The following is a 26,642-nucleotide window of genomic DNA, read 5'->3' on the forward strand; positions in this document are numbered from 1 at the left end:
ATCCATGAAAACCAACAGAACCATTACTCGCGCGTTTTGCGTTGAGCTGCAGCAAGAGCTTTCCATCGTGGCGGCGCGGCGCGAGTATTTTTCTCAAGAGCCCCCCCGGGCGCGCTTCAGCTTCCTGTGCTCGTCCGAACCGTGTCGCGCCTTGGGCGTCAAGATCACAGGGGTTCGCTATGACGTTAAGCCCCAGGAGCATCCGACCTTCGTCGCCGCGCATTACCGGGCCAACCCCAACTACGAACATCACGCCGATTGCGAGTGGGTGGATGAAGCCGTCAAGACGCCGGTTGCGCAGGAAAACGAAACCGAAGCTGAAAGCGAGTTGCGCAAGGTCAAGCGCAAGCTGGATGACTACATCGACGTCTTCGATCCCACCCCGAAGGAACGCGTAAAATCCACGTCGCCGACAGACAAGCCTGACGCCGAGCCGACCGAGAAGGCCGAAGACGCCACGCTCCCAGCTGACGCGTTGAAGGCCAAACAGGACAAGCAGAATCGCACCAGCAATCTGGAGCGTCTGGTCGACAGCTTTCGTCAGGCCCAGGCCTCGTTGACCAAGGAAGAACTGGCACTGCTCACCTTGCGCATCCCGGGTCAGGGCGAGGTGTCATTGCGCGCCTATTTTCGCCATATCAAATTCGCTCAGCTCAATGACGAGCGTCGGGTGCTGTATGGCGGCGGACTGGTCGAGCGTTACGGGACGGGCTTCAAATTCAAGTTCTTCGATCGCCTGCAAGGCAAGTTGGTGACCTTGTACGTGTCGCCCGCGCAGATGCAGGCCTACCGCTCCAGCCGCTACCTCAGCGAGCTGCTGAGCCATGCCGATGAGGTACGCTTCTTCACGGTCTTTGCCCTGGGCAAACTGGTTGCCAGTCCGTCCGGGAAAAGCGTCAGCGTGGAGATTGAAGACTTGCGCCATCTGGCCATCGTGCTCGGGCCAGCCAAGGACGCCGAGGAGGCCTCCGGGAAAGACCCGGCAAGCTAACCCAGAGACTTTATTCAGCTCGAAAAAAAACCCGGTTTCTCTCACGAGCAACCGGGTTTTCTTCGTTTCATTCAGTCGACTAAGGCGCTGCGTATGTGACCAACAGTTCCTTAGTTACCTGAAAATCCAGCGACATGGCCACGCTCAAGGCAGTGATCGTGAAGATGGAGAACACGAACAGCTTGCGTGCCCAAACAGTGTCGTCTTTGGCTTTGTAGCCGGTCCAGGCCATGTACAACCAATACATGCCCATCGCCGCCGCAACGGCCAGATAATTGAGCCCGGCGTAACCGCCGAACGTCAGCATCAAGGTCGCCAGCAGGAAAGCCAAAATGTAGATCAGGATGTGCCGCTTGGCGACCCGAATACCACGCTTGACCGGCAGGACCGGAATCGACGCAGCCCGATAGTCGTTGAAGCGGAAAATCGCGATGGCGTACGAGTGAGGCATCTGCCACAGGCTGAACATCACCAGCAAGGTCAGCGCCGCAAGGTCGAAGGTGTTGCTGACCGCGACGTAACCAATCACCGGCGGCATCGCGCCTGACAGGCTGCCTACCAAGGTGCCATGAACCGACCTGCGCTTCAGGTACAGGCTGTAGAAGCCGACGTAGATCACGAAGCCGATCACGGCAAACAGCGCCGCCAGTGCGTTGGCCTTGGTGTACAGCAGGCCAACGCCGACAACGCCCAGCACGGTAGCGTAGATCAATGCCAGTTTCACTGACACCAACCCCTGCACCAGCACCCGATTCTTGGTGCGTTCCATCTTCACATCGATATCGCGATCGATGCAGTTGTTGAACACGCAGCCAGAAGCCACCACTAGCGAAGTCCCGATCACGGCTGCCAGGAACAGGCCGATGTCGACATGTCCCTTGGACGCCAGAAAAAAGCCACCTGCCACCGAAAGCACGTTACCGAAAATGATCCCCGGTTTGGTGATTTGGATAAAGTGCTTCAGTGACATCAGGTTTTCCTCACTTCGCCATCATGGCGGTGTGGATGCTGAACATGATCCAGGTGCTCAAACCAACCAGCAGCACGATCACAAGGCCAGCGAAGGCAAACGCGATGACGTTGTTGCGCTGTGCCGCCGAGCGGTCAAGGTGCAGGAAGTACACCAGGTGAACCAACACCTGCACGACTGCGAAGATCAGAACGACCCACAGCGTGGCCACTTTCGAGATCGTCGGGAACATTACCAGACCGAAAGGAACCGCGGTCAGGATGATCGACAGTACGAAACCGACCATGTACGACTTGAAGCTGCCGTGGGCGGCAGGTTCATGGCTGGCAGCGTCATTTGAGTGATGTGAATTCGCCATTTAAATGGTCCCCATCAGATAGACAACGGTGAACACGCAAATCCAGACAACGTCCAGGAAGTGCCAGAACAGGCTGAGCATGCTCAGGCGAGTCTGGTTGGTCCCGGTCAGACCGTGCTTGGAGACCTGATACATCATGATCGCCATCCAGATCAGGCCGCTGGTCACGTGAAGACCGTGGGTGCCGACCAGCGTGAAGAACGCCGACAGGAAACCGCTGCGGTTAGGACCGTAACCTTCGGAGATCAGCAGGTGGAACTCGTTGATCTCCATGCCGATGAAGCCCAGGCCGAACAGGAAGGTCACGAACAACCAACCCAGAACGCCCGACTTGTTGCCCTTGTGCATCGCCAGCATGGCGAAGCCGTAGGTGATCGAGCTGAGCAACAGGCAGGCGGTTTCGCCAAGCACGTAAGGCAGTTCGAAGATGTCGTGGCCCGCAGGACCACCCGCTACGTTGTTAACCAGTACCGCGTAAATGGCGAAGATCGACGCAAACAGAATGCAGTCGGTCATCAGGTAGATCCAGAAGCCGTAGATCTTCATCTCGCCGGCGTCATGGTGACCATGGTCGTGCTCGTGGTCATGACCGTGGTCGTGACCCTTCGCGCCATCAAATACTAAGTTCGACATTGTTTATGCCTGCTCCAGCTTGTTGACAGGAGAGTTTGTCTGACCATTGCGAACACGAGCCAGGATCGCGTGTTGCTCGCCTTCGATACGTGCCACTTCGGATGCAGGAACCATGTAGCCCTGATCGTCACGTGCCGCGTGAATCACGAAGTAAACGATCGTGCCGATCAGGCTGACAGCCGCCAGCCAGAAGATGTGCCAGATCATCGCGAAACCGAACACGGTCAGCAGGCCGCCCATTACCATGCCCGTTGCCGTGTTGTTCGGCATGTGGATGTCGGAGTACTTGGCCGGAACCTTGTACGCCTCGCCATCACGCTTCGCGGCATACCACGGGTCGATTTCGTTGGCTTTCGGCATTTCTGCAAAGTTGTAGAAAGGCGGCGGCGACGAAGTGGACCATTCCAGGGTGTGGCCATTCCATGGGTCACCGGTCAGATCGCGGTTCTGCTCGCGGTCACGGATACTCACGAAGATCTGGATCAGCTGGCAGGCGATACCGACAGCAATCAGCAACGCACCGACGAAGGCGACGTGCAGGTATGGCGTCCAGTCCGGGTTGTCAGTGGTGTTCAGACGACGAGTCATGCCCATGAAGCCCAATGCGTACAGCGGCATGAAGGCGACGTAGAAACCCGAGATCCAGAACCAGAACGCTGCCTTGCCCCACTTCTCGTTCAGCTTGAAGCCGAACGCTTTAGGGAACCAGAACGCGAAGCCGGCGATGTAACCGAACACAGCACCACCGATGATCACGTTATGGAAGTGCGCGATCACGAACAGGCTGTTGTGCAGAACGAAGTCAGCACCCGGGATAGCCAGCAGTACGCCAGTCATACCACCGATGGAGAAGGTGACCATGAAGCCCAGGGTCCACAAGACTGGCGCGGTGAAACGCAGACGCCCCTGGTAGATCGTGAACAGCCAGTTGAACAGCTTCACACCCGTCGGGATGGAAATCAGCATCGTCGCCAGACCGAAGAAGGCGTTGACGCTTGCACCCGAACCCATGGTGAAGAAGTGGTGGAGCCAAACCATGAAGCCGAGGATCGAGATCGCACCGGAGGCGTAGATCATCGAGTGGTGGCCGAACAGACGCTTGCCGGTGAAGGTCGAGATGACTTCGGAGAAGACCCCGAACGCCGGCAGAATCAGGATGTAAACCTCAGGGTGACCCCACGCCCAGAACAGGTTCACGTACATCATCGGGTTACCACCCAATTCGTTCGTGAAGATGTGGAAGTCCAGATAACGGTCGAGGGTCAGGAACGCCAGGGTGCCGGTCAGGATCGGGAACGAAGCCACGATCAGGACGTTGGCCCAGGTGCAGGTCCAGGTGAAGATCGGCATGTCCATCAGTTTCATGCCAGGGGTACGCATCTTCAGCACGGTGACCAGGAAGTTGACCCCGGTTAACGTTGTCCCCAGTCCTGACAGCTGCAGTGCCCAGATGTAGTAATCCACACCCACGCCCGGGCTATAGCCCAGTTCCGACAGCGGTGGATAAGCAACCCAACCGGTACGTGCGAACTCGCCGACGCCCAGAGACACGTTGACCAGAATCACGCCGGAGATCAGCAGATAGAGGCTCAAGGAGTTCAGGAACGGGAAGGCAACGTCGCGAGCGCCAATCTGCAGAGGCACGACGATGTTCATCAGGCCGGTGAAGAACGGCATCGCCATGAAGATGATCATGATCACACCGTGGGCGGTGAAGATCTGGTCATAGTGCTCAGGCGGCAGGTAGCCGGGTGAGCCTTCAGTAGCCATGGCCAATTGCGAACGCATCAGCACGGCGTCGGCAAAGCCGCGCAGCAGCATGACCATTGCAATGATGATGTACATGACACCGATTTTCTTGTGGTCGACAGACGTCAGCCACTCGGTGTAGAGGTAAGTCCACTTCTTGAAGTACGTGATCAGACCCAGCAACGCCGCACCACCGATCGCGATCATGGCGACCGTGATCATGACTATCGGCTCGTGGAACGGAATCGCGTCCAGACTTAATTTACCAAACATCGTTTACTCCTCTGCCTGCGCAGCTGAATGCTTACCCATGTCCATCCCTTCCGTACCTGCTACTTCTTTCTTCTCGTGGACAATCTTGCCCGGCTTCATACCTTCATACTTGTCGATGATGATCTGGAACAGGTTCGGAGTGACCGAGGAGTAGAGTTCAACGGGGTTACGTTCGCTAGGCTTGGCCAGCGCGGCGTATTCGGCCGTTGCCAGTGTTTTAGGTGAATTCTTGACGTCGGCAACCCAGGCGTCGAAATCAGCCTGTGAGGTGGCAGTCGCCTTGAATTTCATGCCGGTGAAACCTGCGCCACTGTAGTTGGCGGAGATCCCATCGAACTCGCCGTTTTCATTGGCGATCAGGTGCAGCTTGGTCTGCATGCCGGCCATCGCGTAGATCTGGCCGCCCAGCGCAGGGATGAAGAACGAGTTCATGACCGAATCGGACGTGATGCGGAAATTGATCGGCGTATTGGCCGGGAACACGATCTTGTTGACGGTGGCGATGCCCTGTTCCGGATAGATGAACAGCCATTTCCAGTCCAGTGCGACCACTTCGATGGTCACCGGCTTGACGTCGGACTCGAGCGGACGGTAAGGGTCCAGCGCGTGGGTCGACTTGTAGGTCACATAGCCGAGCACAATGATAATGGCCAATGGAACCAGCCAGACCACCAGCTCAATCCGGGTCGAATGCGCCCAGTCAGGCGTGTACGTCGCGCTCTTGTTGGTAGCGCGATACTTCCAGGCGAAGATGATGGTCATGAAAATGACCGGCACCACCACCAGCAGCATCAGCAAGGTAGCAGTGATGATCAGGTCACGCTCTTGAACGCCCACATGGCCTTTGGGATCCAGCAGGGTGTAATCGCACCCGCTGAGCAGGAGCATGCTGAAAAGGGCCAAGAAGCCAAAAAACCTGGGGTACCTTTTTTTACTCATCTCACGACCTCTAAAAGCAGCTTTCGCATCGCAGTTGGGTTTCGACCGCCAACACTTCACCCTGCCAGGTGCTGGCAAATGCTTGGATTGAAAAGGGGCCTGTCAGGAAGCATGGGGCCTCACAACAAATCCGGGTTGAGCTTTGGTTTCTTATTCGAATGGTGGCACCCGCTAATGCGGACCCTATCCCTTGGCGCAGACATTCAGAACGTGACTCGGGAGGCCATTCGAACCGCGTCTACTAGAGCGAAAAGACGCTCCATAACCTCGATTTACACCGTCCCGCAAATGAGGGGGGGCGTGAATTGGGGGCGATTGTAGATACGTAAAGTTTTATTGACTATAAGTTTCTGCGCAACAGTTAATTTCACGATCCGTAAAAATGCGGTGTTATGTCGCACCCTGAAACTGGGCAAAGCCCCGGTTCTATTGAAGGATTTCCGGGACTTTGTTACGCAACACTTTGTAATCAGCGTGCTTTCATCCGGTTACGAATGATTCCCACCGGGACCAGCACAACAGTCAGTGCGAACGCCACTAACGCCCATTGCGCCAGCGACAATCCGAGAACTGGCGGATATGGCGTCTCGCAGAAACCGCCTACCTGGAAGCCTAGCGGAAATAGCGACGCCAGGGGCAAACCGTCGACAATCGGCTGCAATACATCGATGCCGCAGCTCTCGGTCGGGTGGGTCTGGATGTACACATGGCGCCCGGCCGTAACCAGCCCGCCCACTGCGCTCAACACCACCAGCGCTTCGCAGATGGTCAGGCTCAGACGGCCCGGCATTGCTGCGCCAATGAACGCGAATACCGCGATGAACAACAGCGCATACCGCTGCAGGATGCAGAGCGGGCAAGGCGCCTCGCCCAGTACCACCTGCATGTACAAGGCGCCGCCGATCAACGCCAGGCAGATGATGCCCAGCAACACCAGAAACTGCTTTTCACGCCGCAGGTACAACATCTCTTCAGTCATTCACATGTCCTTTGAATTGGAGTCATCCGGATCGACGGATGTGGAGTGTTGCGGCCCGGACGCCCCGCAAAGGCGGCGATTCTATCACCGTCGAGACAGCCCGTTCACGCAGTGCCATTCGCGACCGGACGTAACCGCCTTCCGGTCCACCGTCGTATCCCGCGCAATGGTGAACACGCCTGCATTAGCCGAGCGTTAACGTTCCAATTCAAACGCTAGTGTGAGCGCTCCTGTTTCCTGCCTATATATAGAAGAGTGCGGCTTTTTGTCGCAGACACGGATCACGGCATTGAGCCCTTCTATATATATGTAGGATGCGTCTAATTGTCGCAGCGATTATTCCAGCGCTGACGCAGGACCGAAGAATTCATAACGCGCCTGTGCCTCGGGCACCCCGGCCGCTTTCAGTTGACGCTTGATCGCCGCCATGAAGCCCTTCGGCCCCAGGAAGTACGCATCGACGTCGCGATTCTCCGGCAGCCACTGCTCCAGGCGTGTCTGATCCAGCAGACCCGTCCCATGGGCCGCCGGGCTGACGCCGTCATCTTCGGCATAGCAATAGAAACGCTTGAGCTGAGGATGCTTGCTCGCCAGGCTCTCGATCCAGTCGCGAAATGCATGGACCGAGCCGTTGCGTGCGCAGTGGATGAAGTAAATCGGCCGCTGGGTCGGCAACGCTGCCTCAAGCATCGTAAGGGTTGGCGTGATGCCGACACCCCCGCTGATGAGCACCAGCGGCTTGTCGCTGTCGGTCAGCGTGAACTCCCCCGATGGCGGATACAGATTGATGCTGTCGCCAATCTGCAGGTGATCGTGCAGGTAATTGGAAGCGACACCGTCCGGTTCGCGCTTGACGCTGATGCGGTACTGGTTATTGCCGGCCAGCGCCGACAACGAGTAGTTGCGGCGGATTTCTTCGCCCTCCACCTGCAACTGCAGGCCGATGTACTGGCCGGCAGTGAACTGCAAAATCGGCTGGCCGTCTGCAGGGGCGAAGTAGAACGAGGTGATTTCCGAGCTCTCCCGAGTCTTGGCGACGACCTTGAATTCCCGCGCGCCACGCCAGCCGCCGACTGCCTGGGCCTTTTCGTCATAGATGGTTTTTTCTGCGCCGATCAAAATGTCGGCCAGCTGTCCGTAGGCGTTGCCCCACGCCGTAATCACCTCGTCAGTGGCAATCTCGGCCCCCAGCACTTGGCGGATGGACTCGAGCAGGCATTCCCCGACAAGAGGGTAGTGCTCGGGCAGAATCTGAAGGGCCACGTGCTTGTTGATGATTTTGGTGACCAGATCGCCCAGTTGATCAAGCTGATCGATATGCCGCGCGTACATCAACACCCCGTTCGCCAGTGCGCGAGGCTGATCGCCGCTGGCCTGATGTGCCTGATTGAACAGAGGACGTACTTGTGGATATCGATCGAGCAGCATTTTGTAGAAATGGGTAATCAGCGCTTCTCCGCCGCTTTCCAGCAGTGGCACTGTTGACTTGACGATGGCACGATCAGATGCGGACAACATAAAGAACTCCCGAGATGTGATGAGGATGCGTTACCTCGGTAGTTCAGGAATCGTGCCAGCAACTCCACGGCCCGAAATCAAGGGCTTGGCCAACGCACAGTCAATATGACTCGAGAAAACCAATGGTCAAAGTGACCTCAGCGCAGTCAAATTGACTGCAATTCGGACGGGTCACACGGCCGGGAAAAACCGAAAGGGTTAAAGCCTGCCCTCAACGGGTCGATAAACCGTCATCGAAAGCTGTTGGCCGATTCCATGCGGCCAGGCAACGCATCACAGAAGGTTTATATGTCCAAGAACGTCCGTGCGGATTCACTCTCGCTTCTGCTGTTCACGTTACGCAGCGGAAAGCTGATGGCGATCAACCTGCTCAAGGTCAGTGAAATCATTCCCTGCCCTCCTCTCACGCGTCTGCCGGAATCGCATCCACACGTCAAAGGCGTCGCCACCTTGCGCGGCAATCCGCTGTCAGTGATCGACCTGAGTCGTGCCATTGGCGAGCGCCCGTTGGTGGACCCGGATGGCGGCTGCCTGATCGTCACCGATGTCAGCCGCTCCAAGCAGGGGCTGCACGTGCAGGCCGTCAGCAAGATCGTTCACTGCCTGACCACCGACATTCGTCCGCCTCCGTTTGGCTCCGGCAACAAGTCATTCATCACCGGCGTGACACAGGTGGACGGGACGCTGGTTCAGGTGCTGGACATCGAGAAGGTGATTCACGGTATCGCCCCGCCGCGCATTGTTGCAGAGCGGGCCGAGCTGCGCCCTGAAGATGCCGAAGTGCTCGCCAAGGCCCGCATTCTGGTGGTCGATGACAGTCAGGTGGCGCTGCAGCAATCGGTGATCACTCTGCGCAATCTGGGCGTCGAATGCCACACGGCCCGCAGCGCGCGGGAAGCCATTGATCAACTGCTTGAACTGCAAGGCACCGCACAGCAGATCAACGTGGTGGTGTCCGACATCGAGATGTCGGAAATGGACGGCTACGCGCTCACTCGTACACTTCGGGAAACGCCGGACTTCCAGGAGCTGTACGTGCTGCTGCACACTTCACTGGACAGCGCGATGAACGCCGAAAAAGCCAACGCCGCCGGCGCCAACGCGGTTCTGACAAAATTTTCCTCGCCCGAGCTGACACGATGCTTGATCGAAGCCGCCCGCACGGTCGAAGCTCAGGGCATCTGAGACCGACCGCAGGCGATGCCTCCACCGCGCATTACTGGCTGATGCGCCGCGACCTCGGCCCGACCCTTGATGATCCGGGATGGCCGGCCTCCGTGCGCCTCGTTGAATTCACCGCGCAAAACGCGGCGTCGGTGCACCAATTGCTGGTGCTGGGCCGCGAGGACGGTGGCGGTCGCGTCGCAGATTACCCCGCATGGCTTGACGCCTTCGAGACTGATCCTGAGTGTGATCGGGCGCTGTGTTTCGTGCTGGAGGACGCCCAGGGTGTGGTCGCGGTTGCGCAATGCTGGACCAGCTCGTTCATCCGCAACCTGGTGGTCCACCCTCGCGCGCGCAATCAGGGCTTGGGGCTCACGCTGCTCGGTCAAGTGTTCAAAGCCTTTCGCCAGCGCGGTGAGGGCCACGTCGACCTTAAGGTGATGGAAAGCAATCTCGGCGCACGCCGGCTGTATGAGCGCGCCGGTATGCAATATATTCAGCGCCACGAACTCGAACCGCGCTGATTCTGCGCCGGGCCGCGTTCACCCCTCACGCCATGGAGATGCCTACCCGTGAAGATGCACACCGCGCTGCTGCTCGTACTAACCGCCGCCGCTGCTGGTCAGGCCAATGCCTCCAGCCCGGACGCCTGGACCGCCTTCAACAAAACCCTGGTCGACAGTTGTGTCAGCGCCAGCTCCCTGAAGAACGCCAAACCTGCCGGCGCTGACGCTGCCTTCGATGACAGCGTCGGCTTCAACGCGCTGTTGATCAAAGGTCAGTACAAACAGGCGTTCATGAAGAACAAGACGGGAACCGAGCTCTGCCTCTACGACCGCAAGAACAAGAAAGCGCTGATTACTGAGTGGGACAACGTCACTACGTTGCCGAAGAAGTAAGGCGACTTGCGCTCGGACCGTTCGCGGCGTGTGCCTGGCTGGCGGGATAATTCCCACAGCAACCCTCGCCTTCAAGCCTCCCCTTTCGGTCTGGGTGTGCCGGCATGAAGCGCGTCGCGATCGTGCTGTTTCCCAACGTTCAGTCCCTGGACGTGGCCGGGCCACTCGATGTATTCGCCGAAGCCAACCGCTTCCTGCCCGAGGGTGATGGCTACGAGATCGTCACCATCGGCTCGGCGCCCTACCCGATCATTGCGTCCAACGGCATGCCGCTGGGTGCGCATTATTCCCTGGCGGACGCGCCTAAGCCGTTCGACACCCTTCTGATTCCCGGCGGCCCTTCGCTGCCGGACGCCGCGGAAATGCCCGCCCTAACCCAGTGGCTGCTGCAAGCCGTACCCCAGGCGAGACGCTACGGTTCAATCTGCACCGGGGCGTTCATCCTCGGGCACGCCGGTTTGCTGGATGGCCGGCAGGCCGCTACCCACTGGAGCCACGCTCGGCAACTCGCCGACCAGTTCCCCCACGCGAGGGTCGAGCCTGATCGCATTTACGTTCGCGACGGCGCGCTGATGACCTCAGCCGGGGTCACAGCGGGCATCGACATGGCGCTGGCATTGGTGGCGGAGGATCACGGCCCGGCGATTTCCCTCGCGGTGGCCAAGCGTCTGCTGGTGGTCGCCCAGCGTCAGGGCGGGCAGTCGCAATTCAGCCCGTACCTCACAGCGTCGGCAGACGACGATTCGCCCGTGGCCAAGGTGCAGCGCTATGTGATGGAGCACATCGGCGAACCGTTTTCAGTGGAGCGGCTGGCCGACGTGGTGGCGATGAGTCCGCGCACGTTCGCCCGGGTGTTTGCCCGCGACGCCAAGGTCACCCCTGCAGAGTTCGTGCAGCGCGCGCGCATCGACGCTGCCCGGCACTTGCTGGAAGGCAGCGAAATGGTGATCAAGGCGGTGGCGTATCACTGCGGGTTTGGCAGCGCCGCGCGAATGCGGCTGATCTTCAGCCAGCGCCTGGGAGTGACGCCGACTCAATACCGGGACAGTTTTCGCAAGGACGCATGAGCATGGCGGGCGGAGAATGATCCTGCAGCGCGCGTCAGCGAAGGCGTAATCAGCGCTTGCCCATCGACCGACGTGTGCCTGATGGCGCAACGCCTGGACGCTTGTCGTGGTTCGATTTGCCTGAACCCTTGTAGTGCTGCTGATCCTTCTTCGCCTGCAACAACTCGCCCGGTTTGAACGGGAAGCTGAAGGCGGGAATCGCAGGTTTCGTATCCGCCGGGACAGCGTTGGTGTCGACCGACGTGTCCAGTTCAGGAGCGGGCGTGTGTTCGGGGGTGGTCATGAAAGCTCCGGAATGGCAGACGTTCGAGGAATACGGGCGGCGCCCGAGGGCCGCGCAGCATACCTGAATCGCCGCCGGATCGCTGCTGCCAACAGACCGGCTGCGCCCGCCTATTTGTAGAACAGATCCACCATCACTTCCGCTGAAAAAGGCCCTGCGGTCGGCGTGCTGGTTTGCCACAGCAGTTCGGCGTTGAAGTCGGCCGTGTCCGAGTAGTTGCCCTCCAGAAGATCGGTCAAGTGAAAGGGTTCGTGGAACGGCACGGGCGAGCGGTCGCGGGCCTGAGTGATCCGAATGCCGATGCTGTCGTTGTCGACCGGCACCAGCACATCGCCCTTGAGTATCCCGGACACCGGGGTAATCCGAGCATTGAGGCTGAACGGCGATTCGCAGGTCCGGCTGGTGGCCAGGGCAAAGCGCTGAAAAGTCGCCATCTCTCCCACTCGCACATTGCGAATGGCAACGTCGCCGAAGTCCACCGTCTCGGGCATGACGCGCAATTCGGCGTCGCACGCCACAAAGCGCAAGCCCATCAGGTTGTTGATGACGTAGCTCAACGTGCCGTCAGCCCCGGAACTGGGCCCGTCACGGCCATCCAGTTGAAACATCCGATAGTCGTACAGATCACTGGCGACGCCGGAGGGCGGGGTCGGGCCGTACTTCTCTATAAACACTGAAAACGGCAGGTTGAACCTGACGCTCGGGCAGCCCGAGCTTGCATCCGTGCAGGCAGGGGCCTGCTGTTGCGTAGGAATACGCCCGCTGTTTTGCACGAAATCAACGCCACTGAACGTGAGTCCGGCGCGAATCCCTTCCCCGATCTGTAAGTTGTCAGGGTTCAGATTCATGAACACGTCCTCAGGGCCGCCCGCTTCGTCCCGCGCGCACTCGATGGCAAGGTTCAATCGCTCCGAGCGCCAGACCACGCTGTCATCGGGCAGGTTCGCAGGAATGGCAACGGTGCTGCTCAGGTCCGCGCGAACCACTGACTCGCCAGCGCCCTGGGTCTTGCAGGTCAGCGCCAGTGCGAGACCGGGCATCAATAGCGTCATCAGCAACGTGATCGGCAGCATCAGCCATCTTCGGATGATGGATGTTTTCATGTCAGCATTTCCCTATGAGTGAGTGTGAATCCGGCTTGCCCAGCGGCACAGTGAACGGCTGCCCTTCCCGAAATGGCGCGCAGTACTCACGCTGCCCGCCGTAATCGGTCATGGCCTTGAAGCTCAGGGTTTCGGGCAGTGTGCCCTTCTTACCGAGGACAGGCGGCGTCAGTGATGCGTCCGAAAAAGGCGGCAGCAACCGGTGGTCCGCGACCTTGATTCCATTGATGCGCAGGTCCTGCAGCGAAACGTGATACGGCGTCGGGTTGCGCAGGGACAGCGCAGCGTTGGCCGACGGAACGCGTTGCCAGATCAGCGTTTGCGGGGAATCCGCCGGATCGCCGGCCAGCCCCGCCGGGCGGTAGAACACGTTAATGCGCTGGCGTATGGCAATGCTCAGTTGCTGAACCGCCGGGCTGCGCCGTGGGATTTCCAGCACGTACAGATGCAGCATCGACTCCCGGTCCTGGGGCATGCCGATGCCTTCATACAACAGGCGCAAGGTTTGTTTGTTCTTTGCCGGGATGCGCACCAGATGCGGGGTCAACGCGAACGGCAGATCGGCTGAGGGCCCATTGCCTGGTTGATCGTCCCCGCGCGGCGTATCGAGCCAGGCTTGAATGAGAGCCTCGGAATCACCGCGGTTACTGACCTCGATCGTCGCCTCGTTGTAGCGACCGTCGAAGATCAACCGGGTGCCTGACAGCGACACCGCGCCTTGTGCCATGCCGCTGATCGAGGCCAGCAAAATACCTGACAGGCAAGCGCGGTTCATTGGCACTGCACCTTCAGGCGATCGTAGCTGCGGTGGGCTTCTTTCGGCGGCAGCACGAAGGTTGCGCGGCACTGTTGACCGGTCCATTTGACGATGAGCTCGCCGCTGTCCCGTTCGCTCAGTACCAGTGCTCGCCCGCTCGGATCGACGGTCGCCAGCGGCTTGCCCTGCTCGTCCTCCACCGCTGCGCCCATTGGCACGCGGCTGCCATCGGCCCGCTCCAGGTCGAATTGCACACGCCGGCCAATTGCCGTGCGAAAGCTGACCAAGGGCGCCGCGCCGCGCCGGGGCACGACTTGATCCACGGCATTCTCCAACTCGACGTCGGCACCTAGCTGACGCGTGTCGAGGTTGACCCAGTTGGTCCGATACGGCTGGGCGTAAGGCAGGATGGCGTAGCCGTTATCGGCGGTTTCGACGTTGCTGAAATTGCTCAGCCGCGCACCGCTGACGTCTTTTACCTGCACCAGGGCGAAGGTCTCGCCCAGGGGCTGACCGAAATTCACCCCGCCCGCGTGAGCAACCACCGAACCTGAAGCGCCCATGCTCAGCGCCTGATAATCCCTGCCCTGCCCGTACCCCGCATCGAAACGCCCGTAGGCCGTTGTGGTGCTGAGTTTGCCGAACCCCGATGAGCCCGACGCACTGTCGTGCCCGGCCTGCAGCGAGTAGAAGCTGTTGCGGTCGTCGAACAGCTGACCGTTCAAGCCGGACTGCAGGCTGGACGCGCCGGCGCTGTCACGAACGGCATTGGCAAACAGCCGCGACGACCCGGAATCGCTTCCCAGCGGCAGGCTCACTGTCAGCGCGATGCGGTTGTCGGACTGGCTTTCTCCGCTGCGTTCGAAGGTCTGATTGCGTTCGACCGACACGTTATAGCTAACGCTGCGCCACGCCGAGTTCCACGACAGATAAAGCTGTCGCGTCTCGCTGCCTCTGTCCCAGTAGCGCTGTTCGGATCCAGTAAAGCTCAGCGACGCAGACTGCTCCGGCAGCGCCTGGGTCAGGCTGATTTCGATGCGATCTTTGGCGCGCGCGCGGGCTGATCCGTCATCTGCTTGCAACGCATCGACGTGATCGTCGAACGTCAGGTATTGATCGGTTGAATAGCGATAACCGGCCACGGCGAGGGTGGTGTTGGTCAGGTCCAGCGTATTGGCGTAGCGCAGGCGCAGGCTCTGTCCGCTGTAGCGTTGCTCGCGCTGTCGGCTGAGGGACTGGGTCAGGTCCAGCGACACTGCGCCGAGCCCGGTATTGATCCCCGCGCCGATGTTGCCCGCCTGATAATCCTCGGCGATTTGCACGCCGCCCGCTGCGGTCACCTGCTCGGTCAGGCCATACACCAGCGTGCCACTGGCAAACGAGGGTGAAAGGCCGTCTTCAGTGTTGCTGTCGTATTGCCCCGCGGCGAGGCTGTAACGCAACGCGCCTTTCGGCACCATGATGGGCAGTGATGCATAGGCCTGCACGAACACGCGCCTGCTGCCGTCGGCTTCGACGACCGTCACTTCCAGATCACCGTTCGACCCGCTGGGGTAGATGTCGGTGATTTCGAACGGACCCGGCGAGACGTTGCCGCTGTACAGCATGAAACCGTTCTGCCGCACTTCTACCAACGCGTTGGTGTCGGCGATGCCACGAATGACAGGCGCGAACAGGCGCTCGCTGTCAGGCAGCATGCCGTCGTCGGACGCCAAGGCCGCACCGACGAAGCGAACGCTGTCGAACACTTGCGAATCGGTAAAGGTCTCGCCCAGGGTCAGCTGGCTTTTCAGCGATGTGATGTCCCGCTGCATGAACGTCCGATTGCTGCGAAAGCGATAAGGCTGATCATTGCCATAGGTCAGCGAAGACTCGTTGCGCAGCCGCCAGGCACCCAGATTCATGCCGTTGCGCAGGCTCAGGTAATACTGATCCTGCGCTTGAGATCGACCTTGGCCGCTGCGGGTACGGCGCGCGCCGCTGAAGTTGTAATTGACGAAACCGACGGTCTCGCCTTCGTCCCATAATTCCGGCGGCACGTAGCCGCGAGCGCTGCGCGACATCATCGCCTGAGGAATGCTGATGTTCAGGCGCAAGCTCGCCGGCTGGTAATCGACGCGGGCAAATTCGACACGCGCCGGGAGATCGAAGCACGCCGTCGGCAAGGTGTCGCCGGCTTGCACAGCCTCTGCGTTCATGCCGAACTGGCGGAGCATGTCCAGGGTGAGACAGGGTTCTACGGAGCCTTTTTCAGCATTGGGGACAAAGTTGATGTCGCGCCGCCCGCTCAGGACACGGTTGACGTAGACGTCCACCCGATAGCTTCCGGGCACCACGCTGTTGCCATGCAGAAACGTCGCGAGATCGGCAGGCTGATCGGTGCCCTGAATGAACGAAGTATTGAATTTCACATCGGTCGCGGCGCTGTTTTGATCAGTCATTGCCGTCGCAGACGAGGCCAGCGCCAGCCCTGCCGATGCAAGGATGATCCTCGCCAACGGGTTCAGCAGGAACGGCCGGCGTGCCTGATGTCTGCGGTCGACGGGGGAAAAGCATGCTGCGGTCCGTGCATGTCCCTTGGTGTGATCTCGGGGTTCCATTGGCTGGTTTCACTCGTGTTCTCGATTCCGACGCGCTGGCAAAATCATGTTTGGCAGGCGCAGGCGCTGGAGCCGCATGACTGCGACCGAAGGAAGACCTGGGCAAAATTCCACCCGCAACCGAGTGGCTACTCGGCGTGGGTCACGACATTGGCGGCCTTGATGGCTTGGGTCGGCTGTCCACCGGACACTTTTGCGGTGTACGGCTCCTGCGCGCCGAAATCGTTGATGCTGATGAACCGAAGGTCCACCGCCTGACCGCTGGCCGTCTGCTTGAGCGGCAACTGCACGGTCTGCAGGGGCGCCAGCATCCGGCTGTCGGCGGTGAACAGCGTCTTGCCCTGCTGTCGGGCGTCGATCTGGATCATCGACACGTGATAGGGCGTCGGATTGCTGACTTGCAGCTGGCCGTCGTGCACGCGCCATCGCAGGCTTTTTGCAGCGTCGAGCGGGTCGCCATTCAATGCGGCGGGACGGTAAAAGAGCTTGATACGCTGGCGAATCGCGATCTGCAGCTGGTTGTCTTTCGCCGATTGCGGGATCTCCTGGACGTTGAGCCAGAACACCGACTCGCGGTCCTGAGGCAAACCTTCGCCGGCGTAGATCACCCGAATCATTTGCCGCGTACTGCCCGCCATTCGCGCCAGCGGCGGGGTGACGACGAAGGGCAGGTTCTCGGTGTCGCTCTGCGCTTCGAGCCAGGACTGGGCAAGGATGTCAGCGGTGCCGCTGTTGTTCACAACGAAACTGACCTCCTTGTCCGTGGCCTGGTAGATGACACGCGTGGTGTTGAGCACGATACCCGCCTGCGCCGGGGCAGCCAGAAGCAACCCCAGCCAGATGGCGGAGCAACGAATGAAATCAGGAAGCATGATGAGACCGTCTCGGGTTTGGAAGTGAGCGCGTGAGGAAGGCGAGCGAGCAGTGCCCGCTCGCCTGCTACATCACTGGTAATCCATCACGAACGGCAGGAAGCCGTCAGCGTTACCCGGATTGGTCGGCGCGCCATTGAGAACGTAAACCGCGCCGAAGTTGATCTCGGCGGTAGCGCCATCGGCGCCGTCCTTGATCAGCGGCGTGTCGATGGTTTCGTTGCCGCTCAGGTCCATCAACTGGTTGGACGCATTGAGCAGGCCGATGCCCACACCGTCTGCCGCACCGGTCGCACGCAGCAGTTTCTGATCGAGGTTATCCAGACCGCTGCCCTGACGGGCAACGAAGCGCATGTTGACAGTGTTGTATTGAGCGGCGCCGCCGGTGCAGTTGACCAACAGCTGGATGGGCGAAGCGGTTTCAAGTTTGTTATCGGCAAAGAGCCCGATGTCGGAGAAAGAGACGTTGCCGAGGTCTACGTTGATCTCGCCCGGGTTGTTGCCGGGGGTTGCGCCAGTCCCGGCGCCGATGTCACACGTGATGTTGGTCAGGGTGCCGGTGAAAACAAGTTTGCCGTTGTTGGCAGCATTCGCGGTACCGGAAATGCCGAGGCCGATTGCGGCCACGATAGCCAGTCTAAGAGAAAGCTTTTTCATATAACGACGTTCCTTGTGTCGATTCGTGTGTGCCCAAAAGGACGAGACGAACTATAAGCAGCGCTTCCAAGGGCGGCTGTCAGGCGCTCTACTTCCTATGGACAGAAAGCACAGTGGGGCGCGTCGGACTTTTCAGTAGGAGGTTACGCTTTTGTGTCACACCTCCCGTAGGCCGGGGCTTGCGTGATTGAGCCTCCAGAAAACCTGGTACGAAGGTTTGCACCGTGCTCCGAAAGGCCTGGCCGCAGAAGGGCGCCTTAAAAGCCTTCACCCACAAAAAACCCGGCTCGATTGAGCCGGGTTCGTCAGCGAATGTTTTAGGGGAAGCTAGAAAGCGCCTATTGGTACGTCAGCGTGACGATGCCCGCGTGAATATCCGGCCCGGCTGCGGACAGCTCGTTGAAAGTGACCTGTACGGGCCCAACTCGCTGAGCGCACGTGTCGTCACCACCGCTATCGCCCACGGTCAGATAAGTGTCGGCTCGCAAGGTTTTAAAAGAGCCGGTTGAAGACGGAGCGCTATAAACCTGCGCGTCGCACGTCGCATTGGTCACGCTGCCGTGAAACATGAGCGCGCCTTGGGCAGCCCAGGCGGCTGGCGTTGTCATGGCACATGCACCGATGACCGTGATCGAGAAAAACAGCGAAACAGCCTTTTGGCTTTTCATCGCAAACACTCCGGAGTAGGCCCGGCTCACAAAGTAAGTCCCGGCCTGTGAACAAGCATTTAGAACTCACGAAGTTTATGTAGGAATTTTCCCCGTCACAGTAGAACTCGTTCATCGAAACTCGTGCCTTCTACTTGGGTATCGCCCTGCGGCGCTGTTTCTTTACCCACGTTCATCGTCTGCCCTTATTCACCTGACAATATTGACAGGTAGCAGTCATTTTGCTGACCGGGTCAAAGGGTTATAAAGGACGCTTCCGGTTACCCGCCCCTCATTCACTGGCTGGCCTGTCCCTGTATGCAGAAGAAGAACAACGTGGTGGTGCTCGCGACCCTGGTGGTCGTGCTGCTGGTGATAGGCGTCTGGGCAATGACCCGCCCCGCTGCGAAAAAGGTCAGCGCTCCCGTTGCCGTGCCGGTGCGCGTCATCAACGTCATGCAGGAAGACGTGCCCCGTTATGTCACCGGCATAGGCTCGGTGCTGTCGCTGCAAAGCGTGGTGATCCGCCCGCAGGTGGACGGCATCCTGACCAAAGTGCTGGTCAAGGAAGGGCAGCAGGTCAAGGCGGGTGATCTGCTGGCAACCATCGATGATCGCTCGATCCGCGCCGCCCTCGAACAGGCCAAAGCGCTGTTGACCCAGAGCCAGGCGCAGCTGAACGTGGCCAATGTCGACCTCAAGCGCTACAAGTTGCTCACGGTCGACAACAGCATTTCCAGGCAGCAATACGATCAGCAGCAAGCGCTGGTCGACCAACTCAAGGCCACGGCGCTGGGCAATCAGGCGTCGATTAATGCTTCGCAAGTGCAGCTTTCCTACACGCAAATACGCTCGCCCGTGACGGGCCGGGTCGGCATCCGCAACGTCGATGAGGGCAACTTCCTGCGCGTCAGCGACGCGACCGGGCTGTTCTCGGTGACGCAGATCGACCCGGTGTCAGTGGAGTTTTCCCTGCCGCAGCAGATGCTGCCCACGCTGCATGATCTGATTGCTTCCAGCACGCCCGCGCCGGTCAACGCCTACCTCGGCGAAGGGGCGACCGGCACGCTGCTGGGTCAGGGCAAGTTGCTGTTGATCGACAATCAGGTGGCCGCTAGCACTGGCACCATCCGCGCCAAGGCGATATTCGACAATGCGCAAGAGAAGCTATGGCCCGGGCAATTGGTGACCGTGCGGATTCAGACCGCCATCGACCGCGGTGCCCTGAAGGTCCCGCCGCAGGTGGTGCAGCGCGGCATCGACCAGCATTACGTGTATCGGATCAAAGGCGACACTGCCGAGGTGGTACCGGTCAAGGTGCTGTATCAGGACAGCGACCTGATGTTGATCAGCGGGGTGGAGGCTAATGACGTGCTGGTCAGCGACGGTCAGTCGCGCCTGAAAAACGGCACGCGCATCGAGGTGGTCAAGGCTGATCCTGTGGATACCCTTGCCGACGCCACCGGGGCAGCGAAATGAACAGCCGCGGGTCTATTTCCGCCTGGTGCGTCAATCACCCGATCGCCACGGTTCTGCTGACCTTCGCGCTGGTGCTGCTGGGCTGCATCGCTTTCCCTCGCCTGCCGGTGGCGCCGCTGCCGGAAGCCGAATTTCCGACGATTCAGGTCGCGGCCCAGTTGCCTGGTGCCAGCCCGGAAACCATGGCGTCATCGGTGGCAACACCGCTTGAAGTGCAATTCAGCGCCATTCCCGGCATGACCCAGATGACCTCGAGCAGCGCACTGGGCTCCACCAACCTGACCCTGCAATTCACCCTTAACAAAAGCATCGACACCGCCGCGCAGGAAGTGCAGGCAGCGATCAACACGGCGGCTGGACGTTTGCCCGCAGACCTGCCGACGCTGCCGACCTGGCGCAAGGTCAACCCGGCGGACAGCCCGGTGCTGATCCTCAGCGTCAGCTCGAACCTGATGCCCGGCACCGAACTCAGCGACGTCACCGAATCCCTGCTGGCGCGCCAGTTGAGTCAGATCGATGGCGTCGGACAGGTCAACATCACTGGCCAGCAACGTCCGGCAATTCGCGTCCAGGCGGCGCCTGAAAAACTGGCGTCCATCGGGCTGACCCTCGCCGATCTGCGGGAATCCCTGCAGCAGACCAGCCTCAACCTGGCCAAGGGCGCGCTGTATGGCAAAGACAGCATTTCCACCCTCGCCTCCAACGACCAACTGTTTCAGGCAAAGGACTACGAACAACTGATTGTTTCCTACAAAGACGGCGCCCCGGTTCATCTGCGTGACGTGGCTCGGGTCATCAACGGTTCTGAAAACGCCTACGTGCGGGCCTGGTCCGGGGATCAACAGGGCGTGAACATCGTGGTGTTCCGCCAGCCCGGCGCGAACATCGTCGAGACGGTCGATCGCGTGCTCGGCCAGTTGCCCAAGTTGCAGGAAATGCTCCCGGCGTCGGTAGACGTTTCGGTGCTCAGCGACCGCACCAAAACCATTCGTGCGTCGCTGCATGAAGTGGAAATGACGTTGCTGATTGCCATCGCGCTGGTGATTGCGGTCATGGCGCTGTTCCTGCGCCAGCTCTCTGCGACGCTGATCGTGACTGCCGTGCTGGGCGTGTCCCTCGTCGCCAGTTTCGCGCTGATGTACGTGCTCGGCTTCAGCCTGAATAACCTGACCCTGGTGGCCATCGTGGTCGCGGTGGGGTTTGTCGTCGACGATGCGATTGTCGTGGTGGAGAACATCCATCGACACTTGGAAGCCGGCGAAAGCAAGCGCGACGCGGCGATCAAGGGGTCCAGCGAAATCGGTTTTACCGTGGTGTCGATCAGCTTTTCGCTGATCGCCGCCTTCATTCCGCTGCTGTTCATGGGCGGCGTGGTCGGCAGGCTGTTCAAGGAGTTCGCGCTGACGGCGACGTCGACCATTCTGATCTCGGTGGTGGTCTCGCTGACCCTGGCGCCCACCCTGGCGGCGCTGTTCATGCGCGCGCCGAAACACGATCCCCACGCCAAACCCGGCTTCGGCGAACGACTGCTGGCGCGGTATGCCCGCGGCGTGCGCTTCGCCCTCGCCCACCAGCGATTGATGATGGGGATTTTTGGCCTGACTCTGGTGCTGGCGGTTGTGGGCTATGTGCTGATCCCCAAAGGTTTCTTCCCGGTGCAGGACACCGGCATGGTGCTCGGCACGAGCGAAGCGGCGGCGGATATTTCCTTCCCGGACATGATCGAGAAACACAAACAGCTGGCGAAAATCATCGCGGCCGATCCGGCGGTCAAGGCGTTTTCCCACTCGGTGGGGGTCAGCGGCAGCAACCAGACGATCGCCAACGGCCGGGTGTGGATCGCCCTCAAGGACCGTGCAGACCGTGACGTTTCCGCCAGTCAGTTCATCGACCGGATCCGGCCGAAACTGGCGCAGATCCCCGGCATCGTCCTGTACCTGCGCGCGGGGCAGGACATCAACCTGAGTTCCGGGCCGAGCCGCGCGCAGTACCAATACGTGCTCAAGAGCAACGACGGCGCGCTGCTGAATGTCTGGACGCAGAAGCTGACCGATAAGCTGAAAACACTGCCGGCTTTCCGCGACCTCTCCAACGACTTGCAACTGGGCGGCAGCGTCACGCATCTGGACATCGACCGCAGCGCCGCCGCGCGCTTCGGCCTGACCACGGCGGATGTCGATCAGGCGCTGTACGACGCCTTTGGTCAGCGCCAGATCAACGAATACCAGACCGACATCAACCAGTACAAAGTCATTCTGGAGCTAGAGCCGCAACAGCGCGGCAAGGCCGAAAGCCTGAACTACTTTTACCTGCGCTCGCCGCTGACCAATGAAATGGTGCCGCTGTCGGCGCTGGCCAAGGTCGGTGCGCCGAGGATGGGCCCGTTGTCGATCAGCCACGACGGTATGTTCCCGGCCGCCAATCTGTCCTTCAACCTGTCGGCGGGCGTAGCGCTGGGCGATGCCGTGGTGTTGCTCGATCAGGCCAAGAACGAGATCGGCATGCCGGCCTCGATCATCGGCAACTTCCAGGGCGCGGCCCAGGCGTTCCAGAGCTCGCTGGCGAACCAGCCGTGGCTGATTCTCGCCGCACTGGTGGCGGTGTACATCATTCTGGGCGTGCTGTATGAAAGCTTCGTCCACCCGCTGACGATCATTTCCACCCTTCCCTCCGCCGGTATCGGCGCACTGTTGCTGCTGTGGCTGATGGGTCAGGACTTTTCGATCATGGGCCTGATCGGCATCGTGCTGCTGATCGGCATCGTCAAGAAAAACGGCATCCTGCTGGTGGACTTCGCGCTGGACGCCCAGCGCAATCGCGGGATGTCCCCGCGCGACGCTATCTATGAAGCGTGTCTGACGCGCTTTCGGCCCATCATCATGACCACGCTGGCCGCATTGCTTGGCGCGCTGCCCTTGATGCTCGGTTATGGTGTCGGCGCTGAACTGCGTCAGCCGTTGGGCATCGCCGTGGTAGGAGGATTGCTGGTGAGCCAGGCGCTGACGCTGTTCACCACGCCGGTGATCTACCTGCAACTGGAGCGAATTTTCCATCGCCAGCGTCCAACGCCGGGCTCGGTAGCATCAGGTTCAACGGTTTCCAGGCCGGCTGCGGCCGACCTGGTTGCTGAAAAATAAGCGGTTGAACCCAAGCACCTAATAAGCAAGCAGCGAAAAGTGAGCGTGGACCGATGCGTGTCCTGATTATCGAAGACGAAGAGAAAACCGCCGATTACCTGCACCGGGGCCTGACCGAGCAGGGTTACACCACCGACGTCGCGCGCGAAGGCATCGAAGGCCTGCACATGGCGCTGGAAAGCGAATACGCGGTGATCATTCTCGACGTCATGCTGCCGGGACTGGACGGCTATGGCGTGCTGCGCGCCCTGCGTGCGCGTAAACAGACGCCGGTGATCATGCTCACCGCCCGCGAGAACGTCGACGATCGCATACGCGGCCTGCGCGAAGGCGCCGACGATTACCTGGGCAAGCCGTTCTCGTTTCTGGAACTGGTGGCGCGTCTGCAAGCCCTGACCCGGCGCAGCGGCGGCCACGAGCCGGTGCAGATCAGCGTCGCCGATTTGTGGATCGACCTGATCAGCCGCAAAGCCAGCCGCGCCGGCGTGCGTCTGGACCTCACCGCCAAGGAGTTTTCGCTGCTCAGCGTACTGGCCAGGCGTCAGGGGGAAATCCTGTCGAAGACATCGATTGCCGAGATGGTCTGGGACGTGAATTTCGACAGCGACGCCAACGTTGTCGAAGTCGCGATCAAACGACTGCGGGCCAAGCTCGACGGGCCGTTCGAGCAAAAATTGCTGCACACCATCCGCGGCATGGGTTACGTGCTGGAGAGCCGTCGTGTCGACTAATTCCATCGCCCTGCGCCTGAGCGGGATGTTTGCCCTCGTGGCGCTGCTGGTGTTTCTGTTGATCGGCTGGGCGCTCTACCTGCAAGTGGATAAAAGCCTCGGCCTGCTGCCGGAATCGGAGGTCGACGCCCGCTACAGCGTGCTCGAATCCGCCGTGCAGCGTTACGGAAACCCGGAACACTGGGCCAAGATCAACGCCAAGCTCAGGCTGCTCAGCGAGGAAGACAAACGCCTGCGCTTCTGGGTGGTCAGCGACAACCCGACCTACGAATTCGGCGACCCGGACGCCGAGATCCGTGCCTTCGCCAACGGTCCGCTGGGCATGCGCGACTTGAACCTGAGGGGCCATGATTACCCGTTCAAGGTGCTGGTCAGTCAGTTCCCGGCGAAAGATCAACGCCCGCCGCTGCGTTTTCTGACAGCGGTCGACACCGAAACCTTCTGGCAGACCCAACATTCCCTGCTGATCGCGCTGATCAGTCTGGCGGCCATCGGCATCCTGCTCGCGTCTGCATTGGGTTACTGGGTGGCGCGTATCGGCCTGAAACCGCTGACGGAGTTGTCCCTGGAGGCGCGCAAGCTGACGCCGCCACGACTGAGCGGGCGCCTCAAGTTGTCGCCGCTGCCGCCGGAACTGGATCAGTTCGTGACCTCTTTCAACTCGACGCTGGATCGGGTCGAGCAGGCTTATTCGCGGCTGGAGTCGTTCAACGCCGACGTTGCCCACGAATTGCGCTCGCCGCTGACCAATCTCATCGGCCAGACCCAAGTGGCGCTGACCCGAGGGCGATCCGCCGAGCATTACTTCGAGGTGCTGCAATCCAATCTCGAAGAGCTCGAACGGCTGCGCTCGATCATCAATGACATGTTGTTTCTCGCCAGCGCCGACCAGGGTAGCAAGGCCACGCAACTGACCCAGGCCTCGCTCGCCCAAGAAGTGGCGAAGACCCTGGATTATCTGGATTTCATTCTCGAGGACGCCCAGGTCCAGGTTGAAGTGCGTGGTGATGCCAACGCGCCGATCGAAACCGCGCACTTGCGCCGGGCGCTGATCAATCTGCTGCACAACGCGGTGCAGCACACCTCGCCGGGGCAGTTGATTCAGGTGGATATTCGCGATGAGGGCGATCACGTCAGTATTGGCGTGACCAATCCCGGCGCGCCGATTGCTGGCGAGCATCTGCCGAAACTGTTCGAGCGCTTCTATCGCGTCGACGCCTCGCGCAGCAACAGCGGCGCCAACCACGGGCTGGGCCTGGCGATCGTCAAAGCCATCGCCCTGATGCACGGCGGCACCGTGTTCGTGCGCAGTGGGCATGGGGTGAATACGTTCGGGATCAATTTGCCGAGTTGAGGCGCAGGCATGTCGCCCCACTATGACCGTTGCCACGCTCCGCGTGCTAACGCCTTCGGGGATGCTCCGCGTCTCTCAGCTACATGGCGGCTTGCAGTTAACGGTGGGAGTAACCGGGGTGGCACTCCACAGGCGCAGGGCATCATGACCGGCATTCCCACGCGGAGTGTGAGGAACGATCACAGCGCCCGTTAGCAAGGCCGCTGGGATCGCACTTACCGACTAAGCTCTGCGCTTTTTCAACTCGCGCCTCAAGCGCGTGTTGTCCACCGCAAGCGACACAACTATCAAAGTGCTTATTAGCTCAAAGCCGTTCAGACCGACGTAGTGCCAGAAAACCCATGCGGCATAGGCGACGATCACAGCGACTGTCAGCAGCAAGATTGAGTCTTTCACACCACATGTCCCAAGAATCGATAAAGGGTTTTGCCCGGAGTGGCGGCTTGGTATATGCCTGGATACATGTGTAAGCAATGGACCAGCCAGTCAGTCCTAAGGTCATGGGAGTGGGCGGTGAGAAGCACGTCGGACAAAGTCGCGCCGTTACCAAGCACCCTTCCGGTAGCAACGGCAATGCTTCCAATCACCGCACCCAAATAGAACGCCGCCGAGCATGTTCCGACGATTGCAAGTTGCTCTAATCTGGTACCCGCGCGCACAAGCTCATTAATGGTTACTTTTTTACCGAATTTCTCGACCTGGCTGAGAAGCGTCGTCGCTGTCGCAACCGCGCTCGTGACAGAGCCAAAAAGCGATTGAGGCGCAGGCAGCCCCATGCTCTCCATGTTTTCTTTGAAGTACTGGTAGAAATCTGACATCGAAGCAATTCCCGCATAGCCAATCCAAGGCGGCATAGGCTATGGGGCTTGCGACGGGATGGATGGGCAGCAATGCCACTCTGATGGTGGGAAGTTTCCGAATCACCAAGAGGATCAGGCCTACATAATTGCGACATTCGTCCCAAGTCCGCGCCCACATTGAGGGGACGCGGAGCATCATGAGCAACATTCCCACGCAGAGCGTGAGGAACGATCAGCAGGCAAACCGTGAGGGACGATCGACCTGCCGATCAGGCCGGCCGGGGATCAACCCTTCTTCACAAACTCGGACTTCAACTTCATCGCGCCGATGCCGTCGATTTTGCAGTCGATGTCGTGATCGCCGTCCACCAGGCGGATGTTTTTGACCTTGGTGCCGACCTTGACCACCAGCGAAGAGCCTTTGACCTTCAGGTCCTTGATGACCGTGACGGTGTCGCCGTCCTGCAGAGTGTTACCCACTGCGTCCTTGATGACCTTTGTGTCATCGCCCGCTTCGGCGCTGGCGCCATCAGCCGACCACTCGTGGGCGCATTCCGGGCACACGAGCTGGCTGCTATCTTCATAGGTGTACTCGGAACTGCATTTTGGGCACGGCGGTAAGCTCACGGCGGATCTCGCATCAGATGAATAGGCGCAGGATTATAAGGGTTTTTACCCACCT

The 26,642-nt window shown here is 60.0% G+C and carries 25 protein-coding genes; 9 read left to right on the forward strand and 16 right to left on the reverse strand.

What is annotated here, in order from left to right; genetic code table 11:
- Positions 1–4 precede the first annotated feature (4 nt).
- Complete coding sequence (locus tag AC0Z8Z_RS08800; RefSeq protein WP_485618829.1) at positions 5–991, forward strand: ATPase; 987 nt, start codon at positions 5–7, stop codon at positions 989–991.
- Positions 992–1,070: 79 nt separating this feature from the next.
- Here AC0Z8Z_RS08800 and cyoE read toward each other — a convergent pair whose 3' ends face one another.
- The 7 genes from cyoE to hmpA form a co-directional block, all read right to left on the reverse strand.
- A complete protein-coding gene (cyoE, locus tag AC0Z8Z_RS08805; RefSeq protein WP_074886382.1) occupies positions 1,071–1,961 on the reverse strand; it encodes a heme o synthase in 891 nt (296 codons plus the stop codon).
- A 10-nt stretch (positions 1,962–1,971) separates the two neighbouring features.
- Entirely contained in the window at positions 1,972–2,319 is a 348-nt protein-coding gene (cyoD, locus tag AC0Z8Z_RS08810) for a cytochrome o ubiquinol oxidase subunit IV (RefSeq protein ID WP_122535004.1), read from the reverse strand.
- Positions 2,320–2,952, reverse strand: a complete 633-nt coding sequence (locus AC0Z8Z_RS08815) for a cytochrome o ubiquinol oxidase subunit III (protein ID WP_074886388.1) — start codon at positions 2,950–2,952, stop codon at positions 2,320–2,322.
- A gap of 3 nt (positions 2,953–2,955) precedes the next feature.
- The gene (cyoB, locus tag AC0Z8Z_RS08820; RefSeq protein ID WP_122535003.1) at positions 2,956–4,974 is read right to left on the reverse strand and encodes a cytochrome o ubiquinol oxidase subunit I; all 2,019 of its coding nucleotides are present in this window, start codon (positions 4,972–4,974) and stop codon (positions 2,956–2,958) included.
- Between the two features lie 3 nt (positions 4,975–4,977).
- Positions 4,978–5,913 carry a ubiquinol oxidase subunit II gene (gene cyoA / locus AC0Z8Z_RS08825; protein WP_122535002.1) on the reverse strand — a complete coding sequence of 312 codons (936 nt, stop codon included), beginning with the start codon at positions 5,911–5,913 and terminating at the stop codon, positions 4,978–4,980.
- Between the two features lie 469 nt (positions 5,914–6,382).
- Complete coding sequence (locus tag AC0Z8Z_RS08830) at positions 6,383–6,892, reverse strand: disulfide bond formation protein B (protein WP_485618830.1); 510 nt, start codon at positions 6,890–6,892, stop codon at positions 6,383–6,385.
- 336 nt (positions 6,893–7,228) lie between these two features.
- Positions 7,229–8,410, reverse strand: a complete 1,182-nt coding sequence (hmpA, locus tag AC0Z8Z_RS08835; RefSeq protein ID WP_485618831.1) for an NO-inducible flavohemoprotein — start codon at positions 8,408–8,410, stop codon at positions 7,229–7,231.
- 288 nt (positions 8,411–8,698) lie between these two features.
- Between hmpA and AC0Z8Z_RS08840 the strand changes: the two genes are divergently transcribed.
- From AC0Z8Z_RS08840 to AC0Z8Z_RS08855, 4 genes are all read left to right on the forward strand, one after another.
- Entirely contained in the window at positions 8,699–9,595 is an 897-nt protein-coding gene (locus AC0Z8Z_RS08840) for a chemotaxis protein CheV (protein WP_205484685.1), read from the forward strand.
- 41 nt (positions 9,596–9,636) lie between these two features.
- Positions 9,637–10,098 (forward strand): GNAT family N-acetyltransferase, encoded by a 462-nt coding sequence (locus AC0Z8Z_RS08845; protein WP_485618903.1) that lies wholly within the window; start codon positions 9,637–9,639, stop codon positions 10,096–10,098.
- Between the two features lie 48 nt (positions 10,099–10,146).
- Positions 10,147–10,473, forward strand: coding sequence for a hypothetical protein (locus tag AC0Z8Z_RS08850; RefSeq protein ID WP_163023052.1), 327 nt, complete (start codon positions 10,147–10,149; stop codon positions 10,471–10,473).
- Positions 10,474–10,577: 104 nt separating this feature from the next.
- The gene (locus AC0Z8Z_RS08855; RefSeq protein ID WP_485618832.1) at positions 10,578–11,540 is read left to right on the forward strand and encodes a GlxA family transcriptional regulator; all 963 of its coding nucleotides are present in this window, start codon (positions 10,578–10,580) and stop codon (positions 11,538–11,540) included.
- A gap of 49 nt (positions 11,541–11,589) precedes the next feature.
- Here AC0Z8Z_RS08855 and AC0Z8Z_RS08860 read toward each other — a convergent pair whose 3' ends face one another.
- The 7 genes from AC0Z8Z_RS08860 to AC0Z8Z_RS08890 form a co-directional block, all read right to left on the reverse strand.
- Entirely contained in the window at positions 11,590–11,823 is a 234-nt protein-coding gene (locus AC0Z8Z_RS08860) for a hypothetical protein (RefSeq protein ID WP_485618833.1), read from the reverse strand.
- Between the two features lie 110 nt (positions 11,824–11,933).
- The gene (locus tag AC0Z8Z_RS08865) at positions 11,934–12,926 is read right to left on the reverse strand and encodes a fimbrial protein (RefSeq protein WP_485618834.1); all 993 of its coding nucleotides are present in this window, start codon (positions 12,924–12,926) and stop codon (positions 11,934–11,936) included.
- Between the two features lies 1 nt (position 12,927).
- Positions 12,928–13,701 carry a fimbrial biogenesis chaperone gene (locus tag AC0Z8Z_RS08870; RefSeq protein ID WP_485618835.1) on the reverse strand — a complete coding sequence of 258 codons (774 nt, stop codon included), beginning with the start codon at positions 13,699–13,701 and terminating at the stop codon, positions 12,928–12,930.
- On the reverse strand, positions 13,698–16,124 hold the full coding sequence (locus tag AC0Z8Z_RS08875) for a fimbria/pilus outer membrane usher protein (protein ID WP_485618836.1): 2,427 nt from the start codon (positions 16,122–16,124) through the stop codon (positions 13,698–13,700). Before AC0Z8Z_RS08875 ends, AC0Z8Z_RS08870 begins: the two co-directional genes overlap by 4 nt.
- 287 nt (positions 16,125–16,411) lie before the next feature.
- Positions 16,412–17,155 (reverse strand): fimbrial biogenesis chaperone, encoded by a 744-nt coding sequence (locus AC0Z8Z_RS08880; protein ID WP_485618837.1) that lies wholly within the window; start codon positions 17,153–17,155, stop codon positions 16,412–16,414.
- A 72-nt stretch (positions 17,156–17,227) separates the two neighbouring features.
- On the reverse strand, positions 17,228–17,812 hold the full coding sequence (locus AC0Z8Z_RS08885; protein WP_485618838.1) for a fimbrial protein: 585 nt from the start codon (positions 17,810–17,812) through the stop codon (positions 17,228–17,230).
- Positions 17,813–18,150: 338 nt separating this feature from the next.
- Positions 18,151–18,480 (reverse strand): hypothetical protein, encoded by a 330-nt coding sequence (locus AC0Z8Z_RS08890; protein WP_122623296.1) that lies wholly within the window; start codon positions 18,478–18,480, stop codon positions 18,151–18,153.
- Positions 18,481–18,777: 297 nt separating this feature from the next.
- Here AC0Z8Z_RS08890 and AC0Z8Z_RS08895 point away from each other — a divergent pair, with 297 nt between their 5' ends.
- From AC0Z8Z_RS08895 to AC0Z8Z_RS08910, 4 genes are read left to right on the forward strand one after another with little or no spacing between them, the layout of a single operon-like run.
- Positions 18,778–19,938, forward strand: coding sequence for an efflux RND transporter periplasmic adaptor subunit (locus AC0Z8Z_RS08895; RefSeq protein ID WP_485618839.1), 1,161 nt, complete (start codon positions 18,778–18,780; stop codon positions 19,936–19,938).
- The gene (locus AC0Z8Z_RS08900; RefSeq protein ID WP_485618840.1) at positions 19,935–23,075 is read left to right on the forward strand and encodes a multidrug efflux RND transporter permease subunit; all 3,141 of its coding nucleotides are present in this window, start codon (positions 19,935–19,937) and stop codon (positions 23,073–23,075) included. Before AC0Z8Z_RS08895 ends, AC0Z8Z_RS08900 begins: the two co-directional genes overlap by 4 nt.
- A gap of 53 nt (positions 23,076–23,128) precedes the next feature.
- Positions 23,129–23,806, forward strand: coding sequence for a heavy metal response regulator transcription factor (locus tag AC0Z8Z_RS08905; protein WP_122623293.1), 678 nt, complete (start codon positions 23,129–23,131; stop codon positions 23,804–23,806).
- Entirely contained in the window at positions 23,796–25,160 is a 1,365-nt protein-coding gene (locus AC0Z8Z_RS08910; RefSeq protein WP_485618841.1) for a heavy metal sensor histidine kinase, read from the forward strand. The genes AC0Z8Z_RS08905 and AC0Z8Z_RS08910 overlap by 11 nt, the downstream gene beginning before the upstream one ends.
- Before the next feature lie 392 nt (positions 25,161–25,552).
- Here the strand turns inward: AC0Z8Z_RS08910 and AC0Z8Z_RS08915 are convergent, their stop codons facing one another.
- Both AC0Z8Z_RS08915 and AC0Z8Z_RS08920 read right to left on the reverse strand, forming a co-directional pair.
- Positions 25,553–25,978, reverse strand: coding sequence for a hypothetical protein (locus AC0Z8Z_RS08915; protein ID WP_485618842.1), 426 nt, complete (start codon positions 25,976–25,978; stop codon positions 25,553–25,555).
- A gap of 267 nt (positions 25,979–26,245) precedes the next feature.
- Entirely contained in the window at positions 26,246–26,587 is a 342-nt protein-coding gene (locus tag AC0Z8Z_RS08920) for a zinc ribbon domain-containing protein YjdM (RefSeq protein WP_485618843.1), read from the reverse strand.
- Between the last annotated feature and the right edge of the window lie 55 nt (positions 26,588–26,642).

The sequence above is a fragment of the Pseudomonas sp. 1L-C-7-B-C1 genome, assembly GCF_057291635.1.

What these genes read in the sequence shown, in the direction of transcription:
- AC0Z8Z_RS08800 (WP_485618829.1), top strand. Translation starts at nt 5, where the DNA reads ATGAAAACCAACAGAACCATTACTCGCGCGTTTTGCGTTGAGCTGCAG.
- cyoE (WP_074886382.1), bottom strand. Translation starts at nt 1,961, where the DNA reads ATGTCACTGAAGCACTTTATCCAAATCACCAAACCGGGGATCATTTTC.
- cyoD (WP_122535004.1), bottom strand. Translation starts at nt 2,319, where the DNA reads ATGGCGAATTCACATCACTCAAATGACGCTGCCAGCCATGAACCTGCC.
- AC0Z8Z_RS08815 (WP_074886388.1), bottom strand. Translation starts at nt 2,952, where the DNA reads ATGTCGAACTTAGTATTTGATGGCGCGAAGGGTCACGACCACGGTCAT.
- cyoB (WP_122535003.1), bottom strand. Translation starts at nt 4,974, where the DNA reads ATGTTTGGTAAATTAAGTCTGGACGCGATTCCGTTCCACGAGCCGATA.
- cyoA (WP_122535002.1), bottom strand. Translation starts at nt 5,913, where the DNA reads ATGAGTAAAAAAAGGTACCCCAGGTTTTTTGGCTTCTTGGCCCTTTTC.
- AC0Z8Z_RS08830 (WP_485618830.1), bottom strand. Translation starts at nt 6,892, where the DNA reads ATGACTGAAGAGATGTTGTACCTGCGGCGTGAAAAGCAGTTTCTGGTG.
- hmpA (WP_485618831.1), bottom strand. Translation starts at nt 8,410, where the DNA reads ATGTTGTCCGCATCTGATCGTGCCATCGTCAAGTCAACAGTGCCACTG.
- AC0Z8Z_RS08840 (WP_205484685.1), top strand. Translation starts at nt 8,699, where the DNA reads ATGTCCAAGAACGTCCGTGCGGATTCACTCTCGCTTCTGCTGTTCACG.
- AC0Z8Z_RS08845 (WP_485618903.1), top strand. Translation starts at nt 9,637, where the DNA reads ATGCGCCGCGACCTCGGCCCGACCCTTGATGATCCGGGATGGCCGGCC.
- AC0Z8Z_RS08855 (WP_485618832.1), top strand. Translation starts at nt 10,578, where the DNA reads ATGAAGCGCGTCGCGATCGTGCTGTTTCCCAACGTTCAGTCCCTGGAC.
- AC0Z8Z_RS08860 (WP_485618833.1), bottom strand. Translation starts at nt 11,823, where the DNA reads ATGACCACCCCCGAACACACGCCCGCTCCTGAACTGGACACGTCGGTC.
- AC0Z8Z_RS08865 (WP_485618834.1), bottom strand. Translation starts at nt 12,926, where the DNA reads ATGAAAACATCCATCATCCGAAGATGGCTGATGCTGCCGATCACGTTG.
- AC0Z8Z_RS08870 (WP_485618835.1), bottom strand. Translation starts at nt 13,701, where the DNA reads ATGAACCGCGCTTGCCTGTCAGGTATTTTGCTGGCCTCGATCAGCGGC.
- AC0Z8Z_RS08875 (WP_485618836.1), bottom strand. Translation starts at nt 16,124, where the DNA reads ATGACTGATCAAAACAGCGCCGCGACCGATGTGAAATTCAATACTTCG.
- AC0Z8Z_RS08880 (WP_485618837.1), bottom strand. Translation starts at nt 17,155, where the DNA reads ATGCTTCCTGATTTCATTCGTTGCTCCGCCATCTGGCTGGGGTTGCTT.
- AC0Z8Z_RS08885 (WP_485618838.1), bottom strand. Translation starts at nt 17,812, where the DNA reads ATGAAAAAGCTTTCTCTTAGACTGGCTATCGTGGCCGCAATCGGCCTC.
- AC0Z8Z_RS08890 (WP_122623296.1), bottom strand. Translation starts at nt 18,480, where the DNA reads ATGAAAAGCCAAAAGGCTGTTTCGCTGTTTTTCTCGATCACGGTCATC.
- AC0Z8Z_RS08895 (WP_485618839.1), top strand. Translation starts at nt 18,778, where the DNA reads ATGCAGAAGAAGAACAACGTGGTGGTGCTCGCGACCCTGGTGGTCGTG.
- AC0Z8Z_RS08900 (WP_485618840.1), top strand. Translation starts at nt 19,935, where the DNA reads ATGAACAGCCGCGGGTCTATTTCCGCCTGGTGCGTCAATCACCCGATC.
- AC0Z8Z_RS08905 (WP_122623293.1), top strand. Translation starts at nt 23,129, where the DNA reads ATGCGTGTCCTGATTATCGAAGACGAAGAGAAAACCGCCGATTACCTG.
- AC0Z8Z_RS08915 (WP_485618842.1), bottom strand. Translation starts at nt 25,978, where the DNA reads ATGTCAGATTTCTACCAGTACTTCAAAGAAAACATGGAGAGCATGGGG.